The sequence below is a fragment of the Leucobacter ruminantium genome, from assembly GCF_017565705.1.
In the GTDB taxonomy this organism is placed as follows: Bacteria; Actinomycetota; Actinomycetes; order Actinomycetales; family Microbacteriaceae; genus Leucobacter; species Leucobacter ruminantium.
This window is the reverse complement of sequence record NZ_JAGDYL010000032.1, coordinates 1-26,193: the sequence shown is the minus strand read 5'-3', so window position 1 is coordinate 26,193 and position 26,193 is coordinate 1. Positions and strand designations below refer to the sequence as shown.

The 26,193-nt window shown below is 59.9% G+C and carries 21 protein-coding genes and 1 pseudogene; 7 read left to right on the top strand and 15 right to left on the bottom strand.

What is annotated here, in order from left to right; genetic code table 11:
- Nucleotides 1-103: 103 nt before the first annotated feature.
- The 15 genes from J4H91_RS14035 to J4H91_RS13965 all read right to left on the bottom strand — a co-directional run bounded on the left by J4H91_RS14035 (nucleotide 104) and on the right by J4H91_RS13965 (nucleotide 17,427).
- Complete coding sequence (locus J4H91_RS14035; RefSeq protein ID WP_208046879.1) at nucleotides 104-376, bottom strand: hypothetical protein; 273 nt, start codon at nucleotides 374-376, stop codon at nucleotides 104-106.
- Between the two features lie 2 nt (nucleotides 377-378).
- Entirely contained in the window at nucleotides 379-1,146 is a 768-nt protein-coding gene (locus J4H91_RS14030; protein WP_208046878.1) for a DUF2637 domain-containing protein, read from the bottom strand.
- The gene (locus J4H91_RS16000) at nucleotides 1,143-2,105 is read right to left on the bottom strand and encodes a bifunctional DNA primase/polymerase (protein ID WP_208046877.1); all 963 of its coding nucleotides are present in this window, start codon (nucleotides 2,103-2,105) and stop codon (nucleotides 1,143-1,145) included. The genes J4H91_RS14030 and J4H91_RS16000 overlap by 4 nt, the downstream gene beginning before the upstream one ends.
- Nucleotides 2,106-2,289: 184 nt before the next feature.
- Complete coding sequence (locus J4H91_RS15995; protein WP_424960847.1) at nucleotides 2,290-2,685, bottom strand: helix-turn-helix transcriptional regulator; 396 nt, start codon at nucleotides 2,683-2,685, stop codon at nucleotides 2,290-2,292.
- A gap of 569 nt (nucleotides 2,686-3,254) precedes the next feature.
- Nucleotides 3,255-6,662: a pyruvate carboxylase gene (locus J4H91_RS14015; protein WP_208046875.1), complete on the bottom strand. Its 3,408-nt coding sequence runs from the start codon at nucleotides 6,660-6,662 to the stop codon at nucleotides 3,255-3,257.
- A 39-nt stretch (nucleotides 6,663-6,701) separates the two neighbouring features.
- The gene (locus tag J4H91_RS14010) at nucleotides 6,702-8,174 is read right to left on the bottom strand and encodes an aldehyde dehydrogenase family protein (protein ID WP_208046874.1); all 1,473 of its coding nucleotides are present in this window, start codon (nucleotides 8,172-8,174) and stop codon (nucleotides 6,702-6,704) included.
- A 53-nt stretch (nucleotides 8,175-8,227) separates the two neighbouring features.
- The gene (locus tag J4H91_RS14005) at nucleotides 8,228-9,325 is read right to left on the bottom strand and encodes a zinc-binding dehydrogenase (RefSeq protein ID WP_208046873.1); all 1,098 of its coding nucleotides are present in this window, start codon (nucleotides 9,323-9,325) and stop codon (nucleotides 8,228-8,230) included.
- A gap of 102 nt (nucleotides 9,326-9,427) precedes the next feature.
- Complete coding sequence (locus tag J4H91_RS14000; protein ID WP_208046872.1) at nucleotides 9,428-10,585, bottom strand: FAD-dependent oxidoreductase; 1,158 nt, start codon at nucleotides 10,583-10,585, stop codon at nucleotides 9,428-9,430.
- Nucleotides 10,582-10,794 (bottom strand): ferredoxin, encoded by a 213-nt coding sequence (locus tag J4H91_RS13995; RefSeq protein WP_208046871.1) that lies wholly within the window; start codon nucleotides 10,792-10,794, stop codon nucleotides 10,582-10,584. Before J4H91_RS13995 ends, J4H91_RS14000 begins: the two co-directional genes overlap by 4 nt.
- A gap of 5 nt (nucleotides 10,795-10,799) precedes the next feature.
- Nucleotides 10,800-11,981 carry a cytochrome P450 gene (locus tag J4H91_RS13990; RefSeq protein ID WP_208046870.1) on the bottom strand — a complete coding sequence of 394 codons (1,182 nt, stop codon included), beginning with the start codon at nucleotides 11,979-11,981 and terminating at the stop codon, nucleotides 10,800-10,802.
- 2 nt (nucleotides 11,982-11,983) lie between these two features.
- A complete protein-coding gene (locus tag J4H91_RS13985) occupies nucleotides 11,984-12,691 on the bottom strand; it encodes a gamma-glutamyl-gamma-aminobutyrate hydrolase family protein (protein ID WP_208046869.1) in 708 nt (235 codons plus the stop codon).
- Between the two features lie 2 nt (nucleotides 12,692-12,693).
- A complete protein-coding gene (locus J4H91_RS13980; protein ID WP_208046868.1) occupies nucleotides 12,694-13,455 on the bottom strand; it encodes an SDR family NAD(P)-dependent oxidoreductase in 762 nt (253 codons plus the stop codon).
- 40 nt (nucleotides 13,456-13,495) lie between these two features.
- Nucleotides 13,496-14,884, bottom strand: a complete 1,389-nt coding sequence (locus J4H91_RS13975; RefSeq protein ID WP_208046867.1) for a glutamine synthetase family protein — start codon at nucleotides 14,882-14,884, stop codon at nucleotides 13,496-13,498.
- 163 nt (nucleotides 14,885-15,047) lie between these two features.
- Nucleotides 15,048-15,797: a type 1 glutamine amidotransferase gene (locus tag J4H91_RS13970; RefSeq protein ID WP_208046866.1), complete on the bottom strand. Its 750-nt coding sequence runs from the start codon at nucleotides 15,795-15,797 to the stop codon at nucleotides 15,048-15,050.
- A gap of 124 nt (nucleotides 15,798-15,921) precedes the next feature.
- Complete coding sequence (locus J4H91_RS13965) at nucleotides 15,922-17,427, bottom strand: APC family permease (protein ID WP_208046865.1); 1,506 nt, start codon at nucleotides 17,425-17,427, stop codon at nucleotides 15,922-15,924.
- A gap of 394 nt (nucleotides 17,428-17,821) precedes the next feature.
- On the opposite strand from J4H91_RS13965, the gene J4H91_RS13960 reads away from it, so the two are divergent.
- From J4H91_RS13960 to J4H91_RS15695, 7 genes and pseudogenes are all read left to right on the top strand, one after another.
- Complete coding sequence (locus J4H91_RS13960) at nucleotides 17,822-19,192, top strand: aldehyde dehydrogenase family protein (protein ID WP_208046864.1); 1,371 nt, start codon at nucleotides 17,822-17,824, stop codon at nucleotides 19,190-19,192.
- Between the two features lie 39 nt (nucleotides 19,193-19,231).
- On the top strand, nucleotides 19,232-20,857 hold the full coding sequence (locus tag J4H91_RS13955; RefSeq protein WP_208046863.1) for a diflavin oxidoreductase: 1,626 nt from the start codon (nucleotides 19,232-19,234) through the stop codon (nucleotides 20,855-20,857).
- Between the two features lie 72 nt (nucleotides 20,858-20,929).
- Complete coding sequence (gene ald / locus J4H91_RS13950; protein ID WP_208046862.1) at nucleotides 20,930-22,057, top strand: alanine dehydrogenase; 1,128 nt, start codon at nucleotides 20,930-20,932, stop codon at nucleotides 22,055-22,057.
- A 194-nt stretch (nucleotides 22,058-22,251) separates the two neighbouring features.
- On the top strand, nucleotides 22,252-23,997 hold the full coding sequence (locus J4H91_RS13945) for a helix-turn-helix domain-containing protein (protein ID WP_208046861.1): 1,746 nt from the start codon (nucleotides 22,252-22,254) through the stop codon (nucleotides 23,995-23,997).
- Between the two features lie 486 nt (nucleotides 23,998-24,483).
- Nucleotides 24,484-24,870, top strand: a complete 387-nt coding sequence (locus J4H91_RS13940) for a PAS domain-containing protein (protein ID WP_208046860.1) — start codon at nucleotides 24,484-24,486, stop codon at nucleotides 24,868-24,870.
- Nucleotides 24,871-24,904: 34 nt separating this feature from the next.
- Nucleotides 24,905-25,684, top strand: a complete 780-nt coding sequence (locus J4H91_RS13935) for an MBL fold metallo-hydrolase (RefSeq protein WP_208046859.1) — start codon at nucleotides 24,905-24,907, stop codon at nucleotides 25,682-25,684.
- 151 nt (nucleotides 25,685-25,835) lie between these two features.
- Nucleotides 25,836-26,054: pseudogene (locus J4H91_RS15695) on the top strand (ISL3 family transposase); the annotation flags it as partial.
- Between the last annotated feature and the right edge of the window lie 139 nt (nucleotides 26,055-26,193).

Sequence of the window (26,193 nt, the reverse complement as noted above, 5' to 3'; positions counted from 1 at the left end):
CAATGGTCGGCTCGAACACCTCCGTGGCTCCGCGCTGGGGTTCCGGAACCTGACCCACTACATTGCGCGGTCGTTGCTCGAAGCCGGCGGATTCAGACCGCTCCTACACCCTCAATTCCGATGAGCCGTTTAAAGAGTCTTCTTGGTCCATCTTCTCGGAGCCTTCCAACGCCAGCCGCTTCCCGACAACGACGTCGAAGTGAGGCAGGGCCTCGGGGCGACCGTCCGTAGGAACGAGCTCTGCAACGATCTCGGCCTCGAGTATCTCCTCTTCCGTGTAGAGGCTGAGATCGAGATGAGGTGGGAGCCGGTAGGGACTCCTAAGGATGAGATTGCTGCTCGGCGGCGGCAGATCGGTAGGTTGGTGCGGATCCATGATCACGTCTCCTGTTCTTCAGTGGTGTTCCGGGGAAGCCAACGCCCAATCGTGGAGCGATCAACACCGATGAGCCTCGCGACCTGAGCGTTGTTCAGCCCCTCATCGCGGAGCTGCGCGGCGAGTGTCCGCCGAGGATCCCGACCCGATTCAGACACCGGCAGCAAAGCAAGATCAGCGTTCTGCTCACTCGCCGAGTGAGAAGCTCCGGTGTGTTGGGCTGCCTCAGCTCCGAGTGCCGAGGCCGACGGTAGATGGGCTTGGGTTGTGGAAGCTTCGGACTCTACGGCCAACATGCTAGGAGCCGGGCCATCAGGAGGCCCAGTTGACTGGTCGACTGCTTGGCCGAGATGCTGATTCTGGTGGATGAGTAGCGCTGTGAGATGAGTAACCGCCACCAACACAATGGGAGGGATCGACGCCACTCCTGCTGCGAGCAGCGGAGGGACGCTGGCCTCTGCAGCGACAATTGCGTGGAGTGCGTTCGCCGCGATCGAGACGCTTGCCCCGAGCACGAGTAGCAACCAGGGATACCAGACCGCTCGAGCCCCTGCGAGGGCGAATACCGCGACGGTAGCCACAACGATGACTCCGTCCACGATCCCAGGCCAGAGCCACCCCAACTCGTGGTCGATGCCAGACCGCTCAGCCAAGTCGCGCAACGCGGTGAAGCTCAGCACGAAAGCGCCCATGGCAAGCAGTACAGTGCCGATCATCGCCGCGACCACAGCGACACGTAGTCCGCGTTGGGACACTCGGCGTTCGGTCATGAGAGCGACCGTCCACTCTCGATTTGTGAAATCACCGACCGAGAGCTGAGCTTGAAGTAGTCGTCGGCGGCAGTGACTAGACGTTCCGAGCCCGTCTCGGGCTGCCCCGGCCCATTGACCGCGCGGTGTGCGGAGCGCACCGTTCGCTCGATCTCTCCTGCTTCGAGACCAGCACGCTCTGCAGCGCCTCCCAAGGTGCTGATCGTTTCAGCAACATCAGCTCCGTCTTCGATTAGGCGACATGATGCCCAGAACAAGCTGGCGTTACGCGATCCCTCAGGACGCTGCGCTAGCCACTCTGCAAGTCGATTGCTACTCGCATGCGTACCGGGGCGAGGATTCACAAGCCGCCGAACTCGTGAACGCTCTGGAGCTAAGAATCTGCGAAGCCGCTTTGCGTCTACAGCCGCGACAGGGGCGGGGGACCGCGATCTAAATTGGTAGCTGCGAGTTGAACCGTCGCTTTGCCGAACGCTCGAGGGTGGCACCAGTACGTAGCCGCCGTCTCCCCGGAAGTCGACGGCTGAGTCGGGTGCTTGCCAGGACCGCTGGTCCCGACCGTCCTCATGTGGGAAGTAGATATGTAGGCCGTTTGAAGGGGTGTGTACCAGCATCGACCAGCCGGACAGTAGCCCGGCATCGCGAGCGCGGCGGAATGCTTTGTAGCCGTCACTACCCTCGTGCACATCGATGTCCACGACATCAACCCCAGAGATTGCACCGGTTGGAATCGCGACGTTCGCGTTCGATTGACTGGACCACCAACGGGCGATCTGGGTCGGATTGGTGGTCGCATCGAGAAAACCGCGACCTCGCCGAATCAGAGGATGCTTAGCGCCCGGGGCGCATGGAAACACCGGGACCCCAACTCTCGCAAGAAGCAGGGCTGCCTGGAACGGATCAGCCTCACGGCCGACCAGCTGTGCAATCGCATCGACGCGACCATCGAGTGCCACCATCTTTCGGCCCTCCTCTCGGCGGATCGAACGCACCTTGCTGACGACCCCTACGTCTAAGAGGTGCACCGGGATCAACTGGTCCGAGACAGTCGGTCACCTGCAGCGACCATCGAGTACTTCTGGGGATCCCGGCGTCCATTTCCAGACCTACAGCAGTCTTGGACTTGCTGCCAGATTAGGCGCTTCAGAAAGGCTGGAATGGTGAGCCGATATGCTCAGAACCGTCAGGGATCTCTGGATCCTGACGGCGGCCCAAACCTCTATACTCGCTGGGACTCATCCCCATCATTCTTCGAAAGATGCTGACGGCATGCCCGTGATTGCGCCAACCCACGGTATGAATACAGCGCTCAACGGGCTCGTTCGTCTCCCGCAGCAGATAGGCGAGGCGCTCGACTCGTATGAATGCGAGCTGTGCTCGGGGTGTCCGTCCCCACGCCGCGACGCACAATCGCGAAAGATGACCAGGGGAGAGATGAACCTGCGCGGCGAGATCTCGGAGACGCCACTCCCGGTCGGGAGTTGACTCAAGAAGTGCGGCGATGTGGGCCACCTCCTCCCGTATGGGCGTCGGCCCCATGGAGGCGATTCCAGTTGCAGTCGAATTCCCTCTCTCTAGTGCAGCTCCACCGCAAGTTGAAATGGCGTGCGCAAGGGTGAACCAGCTTGCCTGAATGCTGTTGGAGTGACGCGAGAAGTCCCCCGTGGCGGAGAGCGCAACCATCTCGTCGAGAGTTGGGCATATCCGAGTGAACCTCGCACCCAGTGCGACAGTCAATAGCTTGTTGGAATATAGATGGTTCGCAAGTATGAGGGCATCGACCCGACTGGATACTTGTGCGCGATATTGCCAGTAGATGAGATCAACAGCGTATTCAGGTTCAAGATATATACAGGTGAGGATGGGGCCATCGATCGGATGCAATCGGATTGTCTTACTCGCTGGAATGAGTGCTATCCAACCCCGGGAGAGCAGGACTTCGTCAGCCACAACCTGGAGACGAACTTTGCCGCTTCTAACGGCAATGACCCTTACCTGGTTTATCGCCGCAGCTTTCTCGCTCGTCGCTACGAAGTGATCACGTGCAAATATTGGAGCACGGTGCGGCCACACGAAGCTACTGTCTGTCGGGTGATGAGCAAATGCCGTTAGGCCGAGTTGCGCACCACCAGAATGAGGTCTCCAGCGTTGACTGAGACAGCCCCACCGAAGACAATTCGGTCTACTACTCCGGCTACCGGTGTCGTGATCGCGGCCTCCATCTTCATCGCCTCGATCGTCGCGATCGGCTGCCCGGCCTCGACCGCGTCACCGACTGCGGCCTTCACCGTCACCGTGCCCGAGAACGGGGCGGCGACGTGACCGGGAACCGTGCGATCGGCCTTCTCGGCGACCGGTGCCGACACCGCGACCCGCTCGTCCTTCACGAACACCTGCCGCATCTGGCCGTTGACCTTCAGCATGACCGTGCGCACGCCCTTGTCATCGGCCTCGCCGATGGCCTCGAGCCCCATGTACAGCCGCACGCCCTTGTCCAGATCGAGCACATGCTCGCTGCCCGACTCGAGACCGTACAGGTAATCGGCCGTTTCGAGCACCGACAGGTCGCCGAATTGCTCGCGCACCGACTCGAACTGACGCGTCGGTTGCGGGAACAGCAGACGGTTCAGCGTCTGGCGGCGATCCTCGCTCGTACCGTCGAGCAGTGCGGCGTCCTCATCGCTGATCGGCGCGATCTCGATATCGACGTGACGTCCCGCGAGCACCTTCGAGCGGAACGGCTCGGGCCAGCCGCCCGGGATCTCCCCCAGCTCGCCGGCGAGGAACCCGACCACCGAATCCGGGATGTCGTAGCCGCCGGGGTTCGCTTCGAAATCGGCGGGGTCGGCGTCGACCGCGGCGAGGTGCAGGGCGAGATCGCCCACCACCTTCGAGGACGGCGTGACCTTCGGGATGCGGCCGAGGATGCGGTCGGACGCCGCGTACATGTCCTCGATCTTCTCGAAGTTGTCGGCGAGGCCGAGCGCGATCGCCTGCTGGCGCAGGTTCGACAGCTGGCCGCCGGGGATCTCGTGCGTGTACACGCGACCCGTGGGCGAGGGCAGGCCCGACTCGAAAGGCTTGTACAGGGTGCGCACCGCGTCCCAGTACGGCTCGAGCGAGTACACGGCCTCCTGCGACAGACCGGTGTCGCGGTCGGTGTCGGCGAGGGCCGCGACGAGCGCCGACAGCGAGGGCTGGCTCGTGGTGCCCGACATCGGCGCCGAGGCGACGTCGACCGCGTCGACGCCGGCCTGCGAAGCCGCGAGCAGCGTCGCGAGCTGACCGCCGGGGGTGTCGTGCGTGTGCAGGTGCACCGGCAGATCGAAGCGCTCGCGCAGCGCGGTGACGAGCTTCGCCGCGGCGGCCGGGCGCAGCAGGCCCGCCATGTCCTTGATCGCGAGGACGTGCGCGCCGGCCTCCACGATCTGATCGGCCAGACCCAGGTAGTAGTCGAGCGTGTACTTGTCCTCGGCCGGGTCGAGCAGGTTGCCGGTGTAGGCCATCGCGACCTCGGCGACGGCGGTGCCCGTCTCGCGCACGGCCTCGATCGCGACGCGCATCTGGTTCACGTCGTTGAGCGCGTCGAAGATGCGGAAGATGTCGATGCCCGTCTCGGCCGCCTCGCGCACGAACGACTGCGCGACCTTCGCCGGGTAGGGCGTGTAACCGACGGTGTTCTGGCCGCGCAGCAGCATCTGGATCGGTACGTTCGGCATCGCCTCGCGGAGGGCTGCGAGCCGCTCCCAGGGATCCTCACCGAGGAAGCGCAGCGCGACGTCGTAGGTCGCGCCGCCCCACGCCTCGACCGACAGCAGCTGCGGCGTCAGACGCGACACGTAGGGCGCGACGCGCAGCAGGTCCTTCGTGCGCACGCGGGTGGCGAGCAGCGACTGGTGCGCGTCGCGGAACGTCGTCTCGGTGACGGCGAGGGCCTTCTGCGCGCGCAGCGCCTGTGCGAAGCCCTCCGGGCCCAGCTCGAGCAGCTGCTCGCGATGCCCGGCGGGCGCCGGCTGCGACAGGTCGAGCTCGGGCAGCTTCGATGCGGGCTCGGCGTGGGAGCCGCGGGGCCCGTTGGGCTGGTTCACGGTCACGTTGGCGACGTGCTGCAGCAGGCGCGTGGCGCGGTCCTTCGACTTGTTCATGTCGAGCAGCTCGGGCCGCTCCTCGATGAACTTCGTCGACACGTCGCCCGCTTGGAAATCGGGGTCGGCGAGCACGGCCTGCAGGAAGGGAATGTTCGTGGATACGCCGCGAATGCGGAACTCCGCCAGCGCGCGCCGCGCGCGAGTCACCGCGTCGCGGAAGGTGCGGCCGCGGCAGGTGAGCTTCGCGAGCATCGAGTCGAAGTGGGGGCTGATCTGCGCGCCCGCATCGATGGTGCCGCCGTCGAGGCGCACGCCGCCGCCGCCCGGCGAACGGTACGCCGTGATGCGGCCGAGGTCGGGGCGGAACCCGTTCGCCGGATCCTCGGTCGTGATACGGCACTGCAGCGCCGCGCCGCGCAACTGGATCTGGTCCTGCAGCAGCTCGAGCTCTGCGAGCGTCTCGCCCGCAGCGATGCGCATCTGCGCGCGCACGAGATCGACATCCGTGACCTCCTCGGTGACGGTGTGCTCGACCTGGATGCGGGGGTTCATCTCGATGAACACGTGCTTGCCCGCGCGCTCGCCCTCGGTGTCGAGCAGGAACTCGACCGTGCCGGCGTTCTCGTAACCGATCGACTTCGCGAACGCGATCGCATCGCGCGTGAGCGCATCGCGCTGCTCCTGCGTCAGGTTCGGGGCCGGCGCGATCTCAACGACCTTCTGGTGGCGGCGCTGCACCGAGCAGTCGCGCTCGAACAGGTGCACCGTCTCACCGGTCTTATCGGCGAGCACCTGCACCTCGATGTGGCGCGGGCGCAGCACGGCCTGCTCGATGAACATCGTGGGGTCGCCGAACGCCGACTCGGCCTCGCGCATCGCCGACTCGAGCGCGTCGCGCAGGTCCTCCTCGCGCTCCACGCGCCGCATACCGCGACCGCCGCCACCGGCGACGGCCTTCGCGAACACGGGGAACCCGATCTCGCGCGCACCCGCCACGAGCGCCTCGACATCGGTCGACGGCGGCGTCGACTGCAGCACCGGTACACCCGCCGCGATGGCGTGCTCCTTTGCGGCGACCTTGTTGCCCGCCATCTCGAGCGCCTGCCGGCCCGGCCCGATGAAGCGGATGCCCACGGCCTCCGCGGCCTCCGCGAGCTCGGGGTTCTCCGACAGGAAGCCGTAGCCCGGGTAGATCGCATCGGCGCCCGACTCCTGCGCCACGCGCACGATCTCCGAGACGTCCAGGTAGGCACGAACGGGGTGCCCCTCCTCGCCGATCAGATAGGCCTCATCAGCCTTCAGCCGATGCAGCGAATTCCGGTCTTCGTAGGGGAACACGGCCACCGTCGAAGCGCCGAGTTCGTGCGCCGCGCGAAACGCGCGGATCGCGATCTCACCGCGATTGGCAACCAGAACCTTTTTGAACACAAGAACCTCTTACTCCGCTGCGGGGATACTGCGGGAGTCTCAGAGCCGAAACTGGCTAGAGTCCACTCCCACAACTCGATCTCCAAGAAAGAAACGAACGCCGTATTGTGGGCTGTGTCCACCGATGCCGCTGGTGCCCCAAAAACTCTGTTGCGAGCCCTCGGCGAGGTCTGACATATGGGTTCCATTGATACGCACCTCGCCTGCGCGCATGCGTTGTCCCAGCTGGACTGCAGCCTCTATGTCGGTGCCAAAGACGAATGCATCGAGTCCACCTCCTGGGGCGTTCGCGTGCATCAGTGACTCCCGATCGTCTTGGCAAGAGTGCACTGTGACGAGAGGACCAAAGAGTTCGTTCACGGCTTCGTGGGCGGCTAACCCACTGATAAGGCCTGGCGAGATGAACCAGCCATTGAGGTCAGGGAGTTCATCCGACCCCAAAAAGCTGCCGCCAAGGCTTTGTAAACGCGCCACTTCCCTGAGTAGCGAGTCTCGGTGGCGTTGGAAGGCGAGGGGGCCGAGTTCCGTCTGAGGCTCGAGCGCGTGGCCGATTTGCAAAGCTTCAAACTCCACGTGGAGGGCATCGATGAGAGCATCATGAAGTTTCTCATGGACCAATACCTTGCCAGGCGCCTCGCACCACTGACCGTTGAGTCGTGTGACTCCTTGAACAATAGCGGCAGCAGTCGTCGCGACATCGGCATCCTCGCGAACGATGACGGGATTATTTGACCCGAGCTCCATCTGCATGACTGCGAGCGACGCGGCGCCCGCCATTGCGACTGTGCGTCCTGAATCGACACCTCCTGTGAAGGAAAGCGCTGCTATTCGAGCATCATCGGTCAGCAACTGGCCTACCGATGCCGGGCCATGGACGAGCTGGAAGTACCCACCTGGCAGGTCGTTCCGGCTGATCTCTTCCCCAAGTATCTCGGAGAAAAGTTGCGTTCCGCTCGGCGCATTCTCTGAAGGCTTGAGCAGGACGGGGCAACCCGCGAGGAGAGCAGCAGCGACCTTTCCCACTGTCGTGAATGTCGGAGCGTTCCATGGGCCAATGATGGACGCGGGGCCGATTGGCGAGCGGAGAAGACGAACTGGTCGATCTGGAGTGCCCAACTCTATGGTGTTCCCAAGAGCAAGGGCATCGGAGACAGCTGAGCGAATCCGAGACCCGAGAGAGGAAGCGATCATTCTGGCGGTCATGATGGGCGTTCCAGTGTTCATGGAATCCTGGAGCGCGATCTCTTCTTGTCTGCGATCGATCTCATCGGCAACCGCTTCGAGAAGTTTCGCTCGCTCGCTGAGTGGGATCCAATCGGCGATTCCATGTTGATCAAATGCATACGCTGCCGCGATTGCGCGTTCTACGTCCTCTGCCGGGGTGGTCAGCTTCTGCTGCCGTGTTTCACCTGTATTGGGGTCACAGAGCGGTCGTCCGGTGTCCTTGAGTTCAACCCAAGAACCCTCGATGTAGGAACGCTGTTCGACGACCGGGGGAATGGTTGTAGTCATTTTAAGACCTTTCGAGGGGGCAGCATATGCTTCCCTGCTTTGAATAGAGAAAGCTAAATGAATTCGACTACTGAACGAATCGCTCCAGGCTCTCGCATTGCGGCAAATCCTTCATTGATCTGCTCAAACTTCCAGCGCGAGGTCACCATTTGGTCGAGTTCGAGCGCGCCTGACCGATAGTGGTCGACGTAGCCCAGGACATCGCGGGCCATCTGGTTCGACCCCATATACGCACCCTGAATACGGCGATCACCCTCAATGAGGAGCGCTGCATCCAGAGATATGCGGCTTCCAGGTCGCTCGAGTCCGAGGACCGTGGCTACGCCGCCCGCACTGAGAATCTCGAAGGAGAGATCGGCGGTTGCTGGGGAGCCGACGGCTTCAAAACTCTTAGTCACGCCTCCGGGGCAAACCTTCTGGACCTGTTCGATGATGTCAGAACCAGAAAGCAGTGCGTCTGTGGCACCGAAATTCCGGGCGCGTTCGAGCTTTTCCTCGTGCACGTCGATCGCGATGACCTGGCGAGCACCGGAGATGCGCGCGGCCTGAAGAGCAGCTATGCCTACACCGCCGCAGCCGATGACCGCTACTGTGTCGAGCGGTGAGACCGAAGCTCCGTGCACGACAGCCCCGAATCCAGTGGCGATGCAGCATCCAAGTAGGCATCCTGCTGAGGGAGAAAGGTCGACAGGGACCGGGATCGCCGCGGCTGCGGGGACGATGACTTGTTCAGCGAAGCCACCGATCGAGCCGAGGAGATTTACCGGCTCACCATGTTTAGTGACCACCTTCGGACGTGACCTATACCTGCGACGAGTGACCCGAGTGCAACGAGTGCTGAAACCCGCGCTGCACTGATCGCATATTCCGCATGATGGAGTGATGGTCACGACTGCTCGCTCGCCGATTCGGTCGACTGCATCGGCGTCTCCAACTGCGACGATCTCGCCCATAAGTTCATGTCCGAGCACAGCCGGCAGATCGATCGGCAGCGTACCGTCCAGGTAGTGAAGGTCACTGTGGCACAACCCTGCCGCGAGAATGCGGAGACGAACCTCCCCTGGCAGAGGTTCGTCGATTAAGAGCTCATGAATGCCTAGAGGCTCTTGCGGCTTCGCAAGCACCGCGCCGAGAATCTTCGTTCGAGTCATTTTCCAAGCCTTAGCTGTATAGGGGAGCTTGCAGCCAGGGCCAGCTACCGGACGAGAATCTGTCTGACGACTGAGCCTGGCTGCAACGGTTTTGAAAGAGCCTTATCTCGCCATGCGGAGCATCGCGATTCTGGGCTGGGCGTTGATACCGATCCAACCTTCGCTGCCGTCAGTGCCTGTGACCTTGTAAAGGATTGCACCGCGCGCGGGGTTCTCGAATTCGACTTCGATGGCTCCGTCCCTTCGAAGTGTCCCGAGAACCTGAATCTTGCGTCCTGCCACATCGGTCCAGAAATAAGGAACCTCTGCTTCGCCTGCCTCCTTTCCGGCAACGTGCTCCGCGAGATGAATTCCGTGCTCTGCGGCTGCGCTCCAGCTTTCCGTGCGGAGACGATCACCATTGTCCAATTGCCGCGTTACCACGTCGCCAATGCCGAAGATGTTCTCGCACCGTTCGGAGCCTACAAGGACATGTCCCGATGGATCGCAGAGCAACTGGCCGTCAGTGAGCAGACCGCTGTTCTCTAGCCAGGCAGTGGCAGGTCGTGCACCGACTGCACTCACCAGCAGGTCGAAGTCAAGACGGTTCCCGTCCCCCAGCATGACTGACCAAGCACCTGGCTTTCCTTCGATGCTCACAATATCGGCGCTCCATCGGCAGTCGATCCCTATGCTTTGAAGCCAGGAGCTTACGTCGGCGCCGAGATGGCCGACGAGCAGTCGTTCCAAGGGGCGGTCTGCCTTGTCGAGGATTACGACTTGCGAACCAATGGTGCTCAAAGAGGTTGCTAGTTCGGCCCCAATTGCTCCCGCGCCGATGATTCCGACCCGCTGGCCCTCACCCGCAGCCTCACGGATTCGTTCTGAATCTTCTGCCGTGCGAAGTCGCATTACGCCTTCAGGCTCAATCGGAAGACGAATGGGCGTCGCACCCGTCGCGATTACCAGCTTGTCGTATTTGATCTTGCGTGCCGACCCGCTTGTCGCCATCGTAAGAGTGAGCGTGCTGGCGTCAGCGTCGACGTCTGTGGCTTCGGCGATGGTCACTGGAACAGTCTCGTGCCACTCCACATCAATCTCAGTCGTAGCCGGACTTGTGAGGTACAACTTTGACAGCGGTGGTCGCTCATAAGGCATTCGCGAATCTCGATCTACGACAAGAATTTCACCCTCGTAATCCAGTTCGCGGAGTCGGGTGGCAAATGCCTCTGCAGCAACGGAGGCACCTACCACCACGACACCGTACTCGTTCTGGCTCACTGAGGATCCTCTACGTCGCGGATCAAGATCGAGCGCTCAGGGCAGTTCTTGATCGCCTTCCGGACATTCTCCTCGTCGTAGGACTCTTCGCGTCCTGGGAGCACGTAGGCGTAGCCCTCGTCGTCGATTCCGAAGGTCTCCGGTGCCAAGGCCCAGCATCGCGCATGGCCCTGGCAGCGATTGAGATCGATGAACAGTTCTTTCGCCATGATCCTTATTCCTTCCCGATGCGAAGGGTGAGGGGGCCGACGCCGTGCCAGACCTCGCCTCCGCCCGTCTCGAACGAGGGAATTCGCTTGAGGAACTCCTCGAGGCCGATCACGAGTTCCTTTCGTGCGAGGTTTGAGCCCAAGCATCGATGGATTCCGCCACCAAACGCCAAGTGGCGATTGTCTTCGCGGTCGATCTTGATCTCATTCGGGTCTTCGAAGATCTCTGGATCTCGGTTTCCCGCGCCAAATACCAGAACGACACGCTCGCCCTCTTTAATCTCCTGCCCTTGGATCTCGGTGTCCTTGAGACAGGTACGTGCCATCGCCTGGACGGGGGAGAGTGTGCGTAGGAATTCCTCGACCGCCATAGGAATCTGATCCGGATTGTCCCGCAACTGCTGCTGGGCCTTGGGATTCTGCGCAAGGTACCACAGCGATGCCCGGAGGCCCCAGGCTGTCGTGTCGAGGCCCGCAAGGAAGAGCAAGAAGCAGTAAGAGAGTTTCTCCTTGTGCGTGAGCTCACGGCCGTCGATGCGGGAGTTGATGACTTTGTCGATTAGGTCGTCGTGGTCTCCTCCTTCGGCTTCGCGCTTCTTGATCATGCCGTCGAAGTACTCCATCAGCTTGTCTCCGGCGGCCCAGGCCACATCGGGCTCCTTCGTGCGCCGATAAATGATGTCGTCCACCCACTGGTCGAACAGAGGCCAATCCTCCTCCGGATAACCGGCCAGGCGGCTGAACACGATCGTCGGGAGCGGGCGCGCGAATAGCTTAGAGACGTCAGCTACGCCGTTGTTCTGCTCAGCTGCTGCAGCGACGTCCTCAGCGAGTTGCTTCGCGGAGGAGGCGATGCCTGGTTCCAGCTTCGCGATGTTCATCGGGGTGAACAGCGGCAGCAGGATCTTCCGGTATGCAGCATGAGCCGGCGGATCGATATCGATCGGGATCAGTGCATCATCAGTTCCGAACGAGGGGAGCATCATCGACGGAGCAACTGAGAAGGTGTCGGGGTCCTGCTCCGCCGCGAAGATGTCTTCGCTCTTCGCCACGTACGTGAACCCACCGTATTTATCGCTGTGCCCGACGGGGCACTTGCTGAGCATTACTTCGTAGTCATCGAAGATGTTGTCGAGGGCTTTGCCGTGGAAGTCGAAGTCGTTGACGGCCTCTGATTTCTGTGACATTGTCAGTTCCTTTCTTTCCGGTGCACTGCTCGACGCACCAAATCGGCGAAAAGCGAGTGGTTTCGTTCAGATGTCCTGAACATGTGTTCGGGGTGCCACTGCACAGCGAGGAGGTCTGCGTCAGGGTCTTCGTATGCTTCAATGAGGTCTCCAGCGAACGCGACCGGGTTCAGCCCTTCCCCTAGCTGTGCGATCGCCTGATGGTGGTAGCTATTGATCTCGAGCGGCTCGGCGCCAACGATCTCCGCCAAAGCCGAGCCGGCCGCGACCTCAACCGAGTGCATTGGCTGGTCGGCAGGGACAGTTTGCCAGTGACCCTCGACGTGCATTTCAAGCGTTCCACCGCGGAGCACGTTGATGAGCTGCAGACCTCGGCAGATCGCGAGAATGGGGATGGCGCGCTCAGTCGCGTCAGAGATCAACGCGATCTCGAAGGCATCTCGGATTTCGCTGATTCCGTAGGATGCCTCTACGGGCTCCTCTCCGAACAGTGCCGGACTGAGATCACCGCCACCGCTGAGCAGTAGCCCGTCGATACCCAGAAGCAGATCTTCGGGGATCGTTTCTGTAGATGGCAACAGCACCGGTCTTCCGCCCGCGGCGATGACTGCTTCGGAATACTCCATGACTTGGAGGACCGAGTCTTTGATGCCGAAAGCCGAATGTTCGGGACTGCGTGGTACTGACACGCCGATGAGTGGAGTGGTCATCTTTAGTACACAGTCCATCCGCCATCGACGAAGAGCGTCGTTCCTGTGACCCAGCTGGCTTCATCCGAAGCTAGGAAAGCAACGCCGTTTGCCACGTCCTCCGGTTCACCGATTCGCCCCATTGGGGTGCGATCGAGAAGGAACTTCTGAGCTGCTTCGCTCTTGAGCGTCTCTGAGGTGAACGGTGTGCGAATGAAACCGGGAGCCACGGCATTAACGCGAATACCGGAGGAGGCCAGCTCGACCGCGAGGGCGCGGGTGAGCTGCAGTAGCGCGCCTTTAGAAGCGTTGTAATGGATCTGCGGGTGGCCACTGCTTGAGATTACGATGTGTGCTTCAACGGACGTGATGTTGACGATCGCTCGCGTATGGTCCTTCTCTCCCTTGCGCAGGAGATCTGAAGCTGCCTGCGACACGAGGAAAGGACCCGTTGAGTTTACCGAGAAGACCTGATCCCACTCTTCGAGCGAAAGATTCTCAAAGGTCCCGAATTTGGCGATACCAGCGTTGTTCACCAGCGCATCGAGTCGAGGGAACTCTGCGGCTACGCGAGTCATCGCCTCGCGCGCAGATTCCTGGTTCGCGACGTTGCACTCCACGTGCAGCACCTTCGGGTTGTTACCGAATGCCTCGGTGAGCGCCGCCGTGTTCAGGTCAAGGGCAGCCACGGTGGCTCCCTCAGCAAGAAGCTTCTCGGCGATCGCGCGCCCGTTCCCGGAGCCTGCCCCGGTTACGGCTGCGAACCGATTGTCGAATCGTCCCATGTTCTATGTCTCCTAATTGCTCAGTGCGCGAAAGATCGAATCAGATGTGTTCCAGGTAGCGAGTGATCTCCCACTGAGTGATAGAAATGCGCTCCTGATGGTTCTCCCAGCGACGGGTCTCTGAGAAGTGCCGCACGAAGTTCTCGCCGAAGTATTTCTTCGCGACGTCGCTCTCCTCGAAAAGGTCGACTGCTTTCTCGAGAGTGTTGGGGAGACGGAGCGACTTGTCGCTATCGAGCTCGTATGCATTGCCGATGACGGCGGGGGCAGGCTCTAGCTGCTGCTCGATTCCCTCGATGCCGCTCGCAATGCATGCGGCGAGCACGAGATAGGGATTTGCGTCTGCCCCGGGAACCCGGTTCTCGACTCGTGCGGCTGGACCGGCGGAGGGGATGGACCGGATAGCAACCGTGCGATTGTCGAGTCCCCAGGTGGCGCTCGAACCCGCCCACTGGCCGCCTTCCACGCGCTTGTAGGAGTTCGGCGTGGGGAGGTAAAGCGCCGTCATCTCCCGAGCGTAGGCGACGATTCCGGCGAGGTAATTCATGCCGAGGGTGCTGAGTTCCTTGGGATCCTCCGGGTTAGCGAAGACAGGTGTGCCGTCGTTTGTCGTGATGAGGCTCTGATGTACGTGCCCTGAGCTCCCGGCGGTTCCAAACTTGATCTTTGCCATGAACGATGCCGTGTAACCGTGCTCGGCAGCTACTTCCTTCACTGTGTGCTTGAGCACGAGCGCGCTATCGGCAGCCTTCAGGGCGCTGCCGTAGTGGATATTTACCTCGAACTGGCCCGGTCCGTGCTCGCTGTTGCTTGCTTCGATGAACACGCCGACCGCAGCGAGGCGGTCTCGAATCTCGCCGATAATGGCATTGGTGCCGCTATCGCGGTAAACGCTGTAGGTGTGGCTCCCCTCAGTAATGGGACTGAGGTCGCGGAAACCGTTCCGAGCCAGTTCGCGAGGGGTGCCTTCGAAGAGGTAGAACTCGAATTCGTAGGCGCAGACAGGATCGTACCCACGAGCGTTCGCGTGCTCGACGACCCGTCGCAGCACGCCGCGGGGGGCGATATCGAGGGTATCCCCATCGGTCGTAAGAAGGTCGCAGATAACGGCCGCTGCGCCCGGCTCACTGGGAACGACATGGAGTGTCGAGAGATCTGGTCGCAAGTTGATATCCGGGTAGCCGGTGTGCCACCCGGTATAGGTCAAGTTCGGAATGGACTCGTCCTGCAGATCCCATCCGAACAGAATGTTGCAGATGTTGCTGCCAGCATTGGCGACGGACTCGACGAAGTACTGGGCCTGAATCCGCTTTCCGCGCCAGACTCCATCGATATCGGGAGCGCCGATCTTGACGACCTTGATCTCATTCTCATCGATAAATGACTGCAGGTCTGTTTTCGGGTCGTAGCCGCGAACGCCGTTGTTCATGCAATTTGCCTTTCTTGTGGCTGCTTGTGCGATTTCTACGCTATTGGCGTGGCAACTGCTCGGAGTGTGCAACGCGCACATAGGAGTTCGTTGGGTGGTGCAGGGCGACCCGTCTTGCTGCCGGAGCGCTTCTGGCGACGAGAAGTGTGACGCACGCAGCAAACTAGCTCGCGCGCCGTCCGACGCGCGATTTGTCGAGGACGACGTCGAGGAAGTTGTGAAAGAGCTGTCCGCATGCATCCTCGACAAGCGAATCCATGCGCTCAAACTCACAGATCGTGGCCTCGAGTTCTGGGTGAGATTCGAGTTCCAAGGGAACCCATTCTGCGTAGTGGGCGGGATTGAGCTCTGGGTGGAACTGCACACCCCAGCTCGAGCCGCAGCGGAATGCTTGATTGGAATACCGCTCTCCGGTTGCGAGTAGAACGGCATCCGGCGGGAGCCGGGAGATGGCATCGTTGTGGAAAGAGCCTGAGTAGAAAGTGCCTGGCATCCCCTGCATGAGCGGATCATTCGTCGCGTCTTCGAGTGGGGTGATCGGGATAGCGCCGGCCTCAAGCCCCGCGTCGCCAGGTTCGACGGTGCCGCCCAGTGCGGATGCTAGGAGCTGACCTCCGAGACAGATTCCCAGCGTCGGCAGCCCAACTGCGTGCGCTTCGCGGAGAGTATCGCGAACCTGCTCCAACCAGGGATGCTTCGAGGTGTCACCATCACCCATCTCACCGCCCAAGACGATCAATCCGTCGAAGGTTTCGAGAGACGCCGGCATCTCAGATGGCGTATCCGGATTGCGGACGTCGAGCTTTACTCCACGCTCCTTCGACCAGTTCGCGAGACGGTCCGGCCCGCATTGTCGGTCGGGCTGCAGAACGAGGATTGTCGAATTGTTGAATGTTTCCGTCTTGGATTCCATAAGTTCCTCTCCTTGGGAAGTTGCTTTAAAGCTCGGGGCCGAGAATGCGATTGTTTTGCGACATCGAAACGAGGTGGGGCAGTCGCTCTGCCGCGACTGCCCCACCTCACCTCTTGCAGACTCATCAGGAAGTCTGCTGCTCTGCGATTTCCTCGATCTCTTCCTCTTCGTAGATCGTTCCGATGCGCGCGTAGCGCTTTGGATATGTCCGTCGAAGGTACAGGGCCCAGAGCAGACCAACGATGAACACGATAGCCACGTATACCGGAATGAGAACGACCACAAGTTCTTCGGATCCAGCCAGGAACGGCAGGTTGATGACAAGTAGATACATGACTACTGCCTGGGCGACAAATCCGATGAGTGGTGCAATAAAGGTCTTCCACCAGTCCGTGGCCGTTCTGCGCTTCTCGCGATTGAAATAGCGAATAACGGCAAGGGAGACGAGCGCCTGAACCAGAATGATGCTGAGAGTGCAGAAGATGGGGAGCCAGCCTCCGAGATGGATGACCGGATCGGCTCCGATCAGAGCAAAGATCACGACGACAGCAATCGCGATGATTGCCTGCAGCCCGTTTGCAACGTAGGGGGACTTATGAACCGGATGCGTGCGTCCCACCTGTGATGGGAGGATGCCATCGCGCCCCATGGAAAAGAAGTATCGCGCAGCGTTATTAAAGAATGCGAAGGAGCAAGCAAAGAATCCGGTGACTACGAGGAAGTCCATGATGACATGCATGAACGGCCACGTGTACATATCTGCCAGAACGAAGAAGTACTGGTCAATGAGGTTGGATGCTTGTTCAGGAGATTGATCGCCGAAGCCCACGACTCCGGCGTATGCTGCGAAGGTATAAAAGACGCCGAGAGTGATAACTGCGATGTAGGTAGCCTTCGGAACGCTCTTCTTCGGGTCGGCTGTCTCCTCGCCGTAGATCGCAGTCGTCTCGAAGCCGATCCACGACCAGAACGCGAAGAAGAAGCCGATTCCTACAGCCGGTGCTGCCGCCCAACCGGCCGGATTGAACGTTTCCAGCATCTGCCCCTGGGCGCCGCCGCTCACAATGGTCATGGTCGCGACGACGAATACCACCGCGACTTCAAGCCCAAGTGCGATGCCGAGGATTCGGCCAGTGAGGGTGACGCGGAAGTACGCGAGTACAAACATCAGGATGAGCGACGCGATACTGCATACCCACCATGGCACGTCTACGTTGAGATAGTTCTTCAGCAATTGGGCGGCGAAGAAGCCGAATCCCCCCTGAATGGCGGCCGAGATCATGCTATACCCGATCATGACGGTCATGCCGGCACCCAGCCCCACTGGCTTTCCAAGTCCCTGGGTAGTGAAGTTGTAGAAGGCACCGCTCGCAGTAATCCGCTTCGCCATTTGCGCGAAACCCACGGTGAACACCAGCAGGATCAGCGTAGCCGTCAGGTAAGTGATCGGAACTGTCATGCCTGCGCCGTTGGCGATCGAAAGTGGGATGTAGGTAGAAACGACCACTAGTGGGGCTGCCGCAGCAGTAACCATCAGGACGATCGTCACGAAGCGTATGGAGTTTTTCAGGAGACCCGAGGATGAGCCCCCCGCCTCCTGTCGCTCGTCGGTTTGCACATCGCTGGCCATTTTGGCGCCTCTCCTTTGAAACGTGTTTTGAAGGCGGGTTGACGTGCCTTGCGTCAACCCGCCGCGCAGTACGCGTCGTCACGTAGAGATATGGGAGTGCCGACGGTGCCACTGTTCCAGCCAATCCAAATACGCTCAGATGAAGAGGTGCATCCCGCACATAACCCAATCGGGAACTGTCGCTTTTGCACGGAGGCCTATCTGGGTGAGGAACCCGCGCGAACCGCAGGTGTGCATTCCGCACATATGGCGTGATCACTCAGTGCTTCTCGCACGCGAACGCTCCGCTTGCGTACCGCGAAAGTAGAGACATGGTCCTTACCCCGCTGCGTCGACAGTTGGGGTAAGCCGACACCTCGATCAGAGTCACCTAGCTTCATTGGAGAACGTAAAGATGGCAAACCCCCCGATCTCTGTTTGGAACCCCGCCACGGAGGACCAGATTGCCGAGGTCCATTCCTTCACCCGTGATGAAGTGACAAGTGCCATCGCAAAGGCAGAGGCGGCTCAGCGTCTATGGCGGCTCCTGCCTATTGCCGAACGCCAGGCGTTTCTGTTTGCTGTCGCGGATATTGTTGACCGCCACCGCGATGAACTTGCTGCACTGGAATCGCGGGACGTGGGGAAACCGATTCGCGCAGCTAGGGCTGAGGTCGCCGGCGTCGCATCCTGTTTCCGCTATTATGCCGGTGCGCTCGACAAGTCCCACGGCGATACCATCAGCCTCGATGACGGCGTCAGCCTGACCTTCCATGAGCCGATCGGTGTTGTAGGGATCATCACTCCATGGAACTTCCCCCTACCGATTGCTTCCTGGAACATCGCGCCCGCCCTCGCAGCAGGGAACTCAGTGATTGTAAAGCCCGCAACCTTGACGCCGCTCTCCACTCATCGATTGGGCGAGCTCATTGCCGGGATCACTCCGATTGACGGTCTCTTCCAAGTGGTGACTGGAGCCGGTTCAACGGTCGGCGCCGCGCTCATCGAGGACCCTCGGGTCGGGAAGATCAGCTTCACCGGTTCGACCGAAGTGGGACGATCCATTCTTCGCTCAAGCGCAGACACGATGAAGCGGGTCACCCTTGAGCTCGGCGGCAAGTCAGCAAATGTTGTCTTTGCCGACGCAGATGTAGCTGCTGCAGCTGCAGCGGCTCCCTGGGCTGTGTTCGATAATTCAGGACAGGACTGCTGCGCTCGCAGCCGCATCCTTGTGCAGAGGTCGGTGCTTGATGATTTCATCGATGGCTTTGTCGCAGCGACTAAGGCTCTACGGATCGGAGCCCCCGACTCGACTGACACTGACCTCGGTCCATTGGTTTCGGCGGAGCACAGGGAAACCGTCGCCGGTTTCCTTGACCCCGGTCTCGACTACCTGTACCGCGGAGAGGCCCCGGAAGGGCGCGGTCACTGGATGGCCCCTCATATTGTGCTCGACCCGTCGGCGAAGTCTCGCGCTGCCGTAGAAGAGGTCTTTGGGCCCGTGGCTGTAGTAATTCCGTTTGATACCGAAGAGGAGGCCGTGGCGCTCGCAAACGACTCCATCTACGGTCTGAGTGGTTCCATCTGGACCAGGGATGTGGCGCGGTCCCTTCGCGTTGCGCGACAAATAGAGAGCGGCACACTGTCTGTCAACTCAAACTCATCGATCCGCGTGCAAACGCCGTTCGGTGGCGTGAAGCAATCGGGAATGGGTCGAGAACTCGGGCTCGAGGGGCTGCTGAACTACAGCGAGCTGAAAACCGTCTATCTAAAAACTGACGTCTAACCATTTCACCACTCGACGACACTTACGGAAGAAAACAAGATGGTTTCGATTTCCGAGGCGGATCTCACGATTCTGTATGGCAGCCAAACTGGAAACGCAGAGTTCTTGGCTTACAACATTTCGGAATCGGCTGCAAAAGCTGGGCTCACGGTTGAACTGCTGACTCTCAATGATGCGTTGCAAGAGGGGAATCTCTCGTGGCGAAGACTTCTCGTGGTCACCTCGACCCATGACAACGGCCATATGCCCGACAACGCAGATGCATTCTGGCAATGGCTGCAGTCATGCGACGACGGGCAGTACAGCGGGCTTCCGTATGCCGTGCTCGCGATCGGTGATTCGATGTACGACGATTTCTGCAAAGCGGGGCAAGATCTCGAGGCTCGTTTCGCGGAGCTGGGTGCGGTAGCCATATGTGATCGAGTTGAATGCGATGTCGACTACGACATGTCCGCAGCTCCCTGGATAAAAAAGTTCCTGGCGCTCGTTCCTGAAGTAGAGGCCTGGGAACCCGCTATGTCAGTCGAGGTCGAGGCCGAAGTCGCCTCACAGTTCACCAATGCTCCAGAACAATGGCACGAGGCTATTCTCACCGGCTCTCGAATTCTTACCGCCCCGGGCTCGGCTAAGCGTGTGTTCCACCTAGACCTCCAACTACCGGCGGGCTTCACATACCTTCCGGGAGACTCCGTCGATATCCAACCTGTGAACAGTGCGCAGCTTGTCGGCGAATGGCTCGCAGCATTTCCAGATACTGAAACGGTTCGCATCGCGGGAGCCGAGGTTCCGTTCCGTGATGCGCTCGAGAGCCGGCTCGAACTCAGGTTGCCTCATATCGGCTTAGTCAATGCCCTGATCACGCGCATTACATCTTCAGAAGCCGCAGATCGGATACGAAACCTTCTTGACTCCGGAGATCGTGCCGATATCGACCGTTGGCTCTGGGGGCGTGACGTCCTGGACGTGGTGCGTGAACTTGGTTTCGAGGGAGGAGACGCTCAGTCTCTCGTGGAGGTGATGCGCCCGCTGCAATACCGCTCATACTCAATAGCCTCCAGCCCCCGTGTTTCAGAGACGACCCTGAGCTTGACGGTATCTGCCATCGCCTATGAGTTCAACGCGAGAGATCATGTGGGCGCCGGCACTTCCTATCTTGAAACGATGGCTGGTGGGCGAGTTAGAATCCGTCGTGTCGTTGCCCACTCCTTCCGTCTGCCCGAAGGCGAAGCTCCCGTCATCATGATCGGTCCGGGGGTCGGAGTTGCTCCGTTTGTCGGCTTCTTACAGGAGCTCGAAGTTCAACAGAAGCGTTCTGATGCTTGGTTGTTCTTCGGCGCCCAATCTCGCAATAGCGATTGGTTGTACGAAGAAGAGATGCTTGCCTGGCTTGAATCCGGCGTGCTAACGAAGCTCAGTCTCGCCTTTTCGCGCGATCAGGCAGAGAAACACTATGTGCAGCATGAGATTCTTGCACATGCGGCAGATGTTCGAGAATGGGTCGAACGGGGCGCCCATATCTACATATGCGGCGATAAGAACCGGATGGCTCACGACGTAGAGGAGACGCTCATCAAGGTGCTCGCCACCGACGGGGACACCGCTGCCGGTTCCAATGTGCTTGAGGCTCTCAAAGAGACAGGTCGTTATGTCAAGGACGTCTACTGACCCCTCCCGCGCGATCGCGCCAACTTATTTAACCTTCCAATCTCGAATGAACCACCTTCAAAGGGGGACAACATGCGCGTCGGTATTCCTACCGAGATCAAGAACAACGAGAACCGCGTCGCCATCACGCAGGCCGGCGTCTTCGAGCTGACCCGCCGCGGCCACCAGGTGCTGGTGCAGTCGGGCGCAGGCCTCGGCTCGGCGATCACCGACGAGGAGTACGCCGCAGCCGGCGCGAAGATCGTCGACGGCGCAGACGGCGTGTGGGCCGACGCCGACATGATCCTCAAGGTCAAGGAGCCCATCGCCTCCGAGTACGACAAGCTGCGCAAGGGCCAGGTGCTCTTCACCTACCTGCACCTCGCCGCAGACAAGCAGCTGACCGAGGCCGTGCTCGAGTCGGGCACCACCGCGATCGCCTACGAGACGGTGCAGCTGCCGAACCGCGGCCTGCCCCTCCTCGCCCCCATGTCGGAGGTCGCCGGTCGCCTCTCGGTGCAGGTCGGCGCCTACTCGCTCATGAAGGCCAACGGCGGCCGCGGCATCCTGCTCGGCGGCGTCACCGCGACCCGTCGCGGCAAGGTCGTCGTCATCGGCGGCGGCGCCGCGGGCGAGCAGGCCGCTCGCATCGCCTACGGCATGGGCGCCGAGGTCACCGTCATCGACATCGCGATCCCCCGCCTCAAGCAGCTCGAGGACGAGTTCAACGGTCGCATCCAGACCCGCACCTCGAACGCGCACAACATCACCGAAGCGCTCAAGGACGCCGATCTCGTCATCGGCTCGGTGCTGATCCCGGGCGAGAAGGCGCCGAAGCTCGTCACCGACGAGATGGTCGCGCAGATGAAGACCGGTTCGGTGCTCGTCGACATCGCGATCGACCAGGGCGGCTGCTTCGAGAACTCGGTGCCGACCACGCACGACAACCCCACCTTCGAGGTGCACAACTCGATTTACTACTGCGTGGCGAATATGCCGGGTGCGGTGCCCGAGACCTCGACCGCGGCGCTCACCAACGCAACCCTGCCCTACGTCGTCGCGCTCGCCGACAAGGGCTGGGTTGCGGCGCTGAACGACGACGCGTCGCTCGCCAAGGGTCTGAACGCCCACGACGGCGTCATCGCCAACCACGGCGTCGCGCAGGCCTTCCCTGACTTGACCTACTTGCCGTATGAGGAGGTCTTGACCAGTAACGCATAGTCAAGAGGTGTGTTAGTGCTCCTTCAGGCTGCTTCGCGGATCCCGTAATAGTCCCGGGACTTCGTTTGTGCCACGATTAAAGAGAAATTCCCAGCAGCTCCCGTCTCCTTTGGTGAGTCTTCGAGTGTAATGCTCTGGTCATCACTGCCAAGTTCGTTCCCAGGCCGACGCCTTACAATGAAAGGAACACGTTTTTGGATGTAGATCAGACTGCCGGTTCTTCCGATACACCTCAATTTGCCCAGAGGCGAGCCGACGTGCTGTCTGAGCTTGTCCGCCTGTTCTCTTCCGGCAAAGACGCCCTTGGCCTGGCTGAGGCGGCAGTAGAGCTCGTCGCTCAAGCTACCGGTGCCAAGAGTGTGTTCGTGTACTTCTGGGATCAGGCTACTGAGAGACTCGTGCTTCGAACTGTGACTCACATCGATCTTGCTCTGTCGCTTCATCAGATTCAGATGAAGCTCGGAGAAGGCATCACTGGATGGAGCGCTCTGCATCGTAAGCCGGTGCTGTTGGGGGGCGATATCACCAGTGACCCCAGATTCCTCAAGATAGAAGAGGTTGACGAAGACAGTTACGCGTCAGTGCTGACAGTGCCGATCTACGATGAGGAGACGCTCTACGGAGTCTTCGCGATGTATTCCGAACGTGAGGGTGCATTCGGTGAGGATGAACTTGCGATTGCAGAGGAGGTTGGGCTTCTTCTCGCAAGCGGTTTAAAGCGCGCTGAGACGGTCCACGAGCTTGAGTTGCAATCAGCTACAGCACGATTTCTTACTGATATGCCGCCCGCCGCCAATGCGTCGTTACCCTCGACGATCCGTGAAGCAGCGGAGAAGATTCTAAGATTGCTCGATGCTGATGTGTGCCTAATCAACTACGTTGCCTGGTTTGCAATGTCCGCAGAACCGATTGCCGTTGCGGAGCGAATCGAAGGGACCGAGCAGGTCAGAGTTTGGCTGACCCACTCTAAGCAGCAGGCGCGGGAGACTGAGCATCGGTATGAGGTCGGTGGATACCATCAGATATCGATGTCCCTCGGGCACGGGGTTACCAATGGCTTCATCACGTGTTTTCGCTCACGCCAGTTTTCTAAGGATGACGTCGAGCGCCTCAATGCGATCGCGACACAGGTGGGGGTGCTTATCGAGAATATTGGCATTGCTCCGAACACCGCCGCACAGACCATGGCGCTTCTCGCATCTGACAGAGAAGACCAGATGCTCGAAAGTCTGAAGTTCCTCGGCTGGCGAGGAAACGGCTTCGTTCCTGTCCTTGTCCAAGTCAAACGTGTTGGGTCGGATATCGAAGTATTCGGCCGCGAAGTTAGAGATGCAGCCCTTTCCGTGTTCGGGACCGAAACTCTAATCGTAAATTCGGGAACATTGGTCGTCGTGCTTGTTCCGCATGATCAAGCACTGACCGCGGAAGGGATACAACAGAGAGTCGAAAGTTGGATGCTCGGCTTGGAGAGATCTATCGGCATGAGTGCGGATATCGGCGTGGGGCAAAGCACGGCGCGTACGAATAGCATCCGCAACTCGCTCATCCAAGCCAGAGGCGCACTTGCTTGGGCAAGTTTTTCATCCACTCGCAAGGCTCCCGGAGTCGTTAGTTATGAGACCATTCAGACAGTGCGCGAGCTGCCGCGCCTCGTGAGTGAGTTTGGTCCGAGAGTGTCGACGCGCTGTGAGCAGCTGCGCCCGCTTCTGGCGTACGACTTACAGCATGGGACCAAGCTCATAGAGACTGTTGAAGCCTACGCGCTGCATGGCGGTTCCGCGGCCAACGCCGCTGATGCATTGTTCATCCATCGCAACACGCTCCGACAGCGCATTGGACGCGTAAACGACCTCGTCACAGAGAATCTTGACCAAGATACGCTCTGGCCTGAGGTGCTATTCGCTGCACGTGTACTGAGGCTAGAGGCTTCGAACATATGAAGCGCAGAAGTGGAGCTTGCGTGAAACTTGCTTCACATGCGCCACCTGTAGTACCTACTGTCTGTTACCTCTCCACATGCAGATGGCATTTTCTTGACGACTAGTCGGGCGTTCAACTGCCATGAGGGTCCACGGCGCTGTTCGCGGACTTGTAACAACAAGCTCACGTGCTATTGCACGTCTCACAGACAGAATCTGTGAGTCCGGACGAATGTTTCTGCTCTTGTCCGGTCAGTGGTTGAAGAGCATCTGAAATCAGCATGAGTTACTGACACCTCTACGAAGCTTCATAGCCTCTCCTGAGCCATACTTGCACTGCTCCACCGCGAAGGAACGTTCGGCCTGACAGTGCATTTTCTGTACTAGCGGTGACCAATGCTCGCTGATGGAATCAGAGTGCGCGACGCTTCGGCGTTCGCCCAACAGAGTCGTTGAACAGAACAGTTAGAGGTGCCAGGATTGCCTAATTCAGACGTGGATTTTCGATTGATCTTCGAGAGCCTCCCCAACCAGTACTTGATCGTTACGCCCGACCTCACCATCGTAGCCGCGACAGATTCGTTCCTTGAGTCCTTGGGCAAAGTGCGCGAGAACATCGTTGGGAAAGCCTTCGTTGAGGTGTTTCCAGACAACCCTGACAATCCGGGAGCAAAAGGAACCGAGATCTTCCAGGGGTCTATCGACCGCGTACTTGCCTCCGGAGAGACCGATGTTCTCCCGCCCGTGCGTTACGACATCGCGAACGATGATGGCGTCTTTGAGGTTCGTTGGTTCCAGCCGCTCAACGCTCCGGCGTTCGACCGTGCAGGAAACGTCCTCTACATCCTCCATGGCGCCGAGGACATCACCGCTCAGATGACAAAGTCGAGCTGAACGATTAATGCTCAACTGAAAGAGGAGAAACAACATGGATAACGTCAAGGTGACTCTGATTGGTGGCCCCACTCTCGAGATCGAGGTGGCCGGATACCGGATGCTAACCGATCCAACATTCGATGCACCGCAGGTCTACCACCACCCGGTCGCCGGACCTGTGATTAAGACTCTCGGGCCGAGTTGTACCCCTGAAGAGCTCGGACAAATCGACCTCGCCCTTGCTTCCCATGAACACATCGACAATCTGGACGTCTCGGGTCGAGGATTTCTTACCATGGTTCCCCTTGCGCTCACGACGACTGAGGCTGCGGCTGGCTTTGGCGACAACGTTGAAGGCATGGATGATTACGATGTCAGACGTGTCGAACTGCCCGATGGGCGCACGATGACCATTACTGCCGTGCCCGCACACCACGGCCCCGAGGGCATCTGGCCCGTTCTCGGCCCGGTCATCGGTTTCGTGCTGCAGGCCGAGTCAATGCCGACGATCTATATCAGCGGAGACAACTCTGAAGTAGATATTGTCAGCGGAATTGCGGAACGCTTCCCCGATATCGATATCGCCGTTCTATTCGTTGGTGGTGCCGGCTTCGATGTCATCGCTGATGGTGCCTGCATCACGCTGAGTAACGAACGTGCTTTGGAAGCTGCAAAGATTCTCGGAGCTAAGAAGGTTGTTCCCGTCCACGAAGATTCGTGGGCGCACTTCCGAGAGAATGTCGATGAGATCACTAAGGTGTTTAACGAGGCTGACCTCGGCGAACTGCTTGTAGCGCTGAGGCCCGGGGATTCCGCAAACATCGCTTTCTAGCCGGCCGACGACGCCGAAGGGGCTGTGGATCATTGGGGATCCCCAGCCCCTGAACATATCTGGCTCTTCGCAATTGAGGGTGTAGACCACACCGCCAGGTAGCCCGGGAATAGCGAAGACCTCGCGGGAGAATCAGAGTGTCTAAATCCAGATACTCACCACGAGGTCTTCGCTCATCAACGCTACCTTCTCCACCCCTGACCTGACCACGTTCTGCCACCTTGACGAGCTCGGCCTCGAAGCGATCGGGCAACGCCTCGAACCAGACCAATCGATCATCCTGCGCCGTGTTATCGAACCGGACAACTGGTGCCACAACTGCGGCTGCGAGGGCATTCCCCGCGGAACCGTGACCCGCCGCCTCGCTCATGTGAGTATTTGAGGGAGTGTCAGGAAAACGGTGGATCTGGGACTGGCCTGACCGAAAGGAAGGGCAATGAGTCAGGCTATCGAGATGATCGATCCTGTGACGGGAGAGATCATCGATCAGCAACAGATCGCCGAGCAGC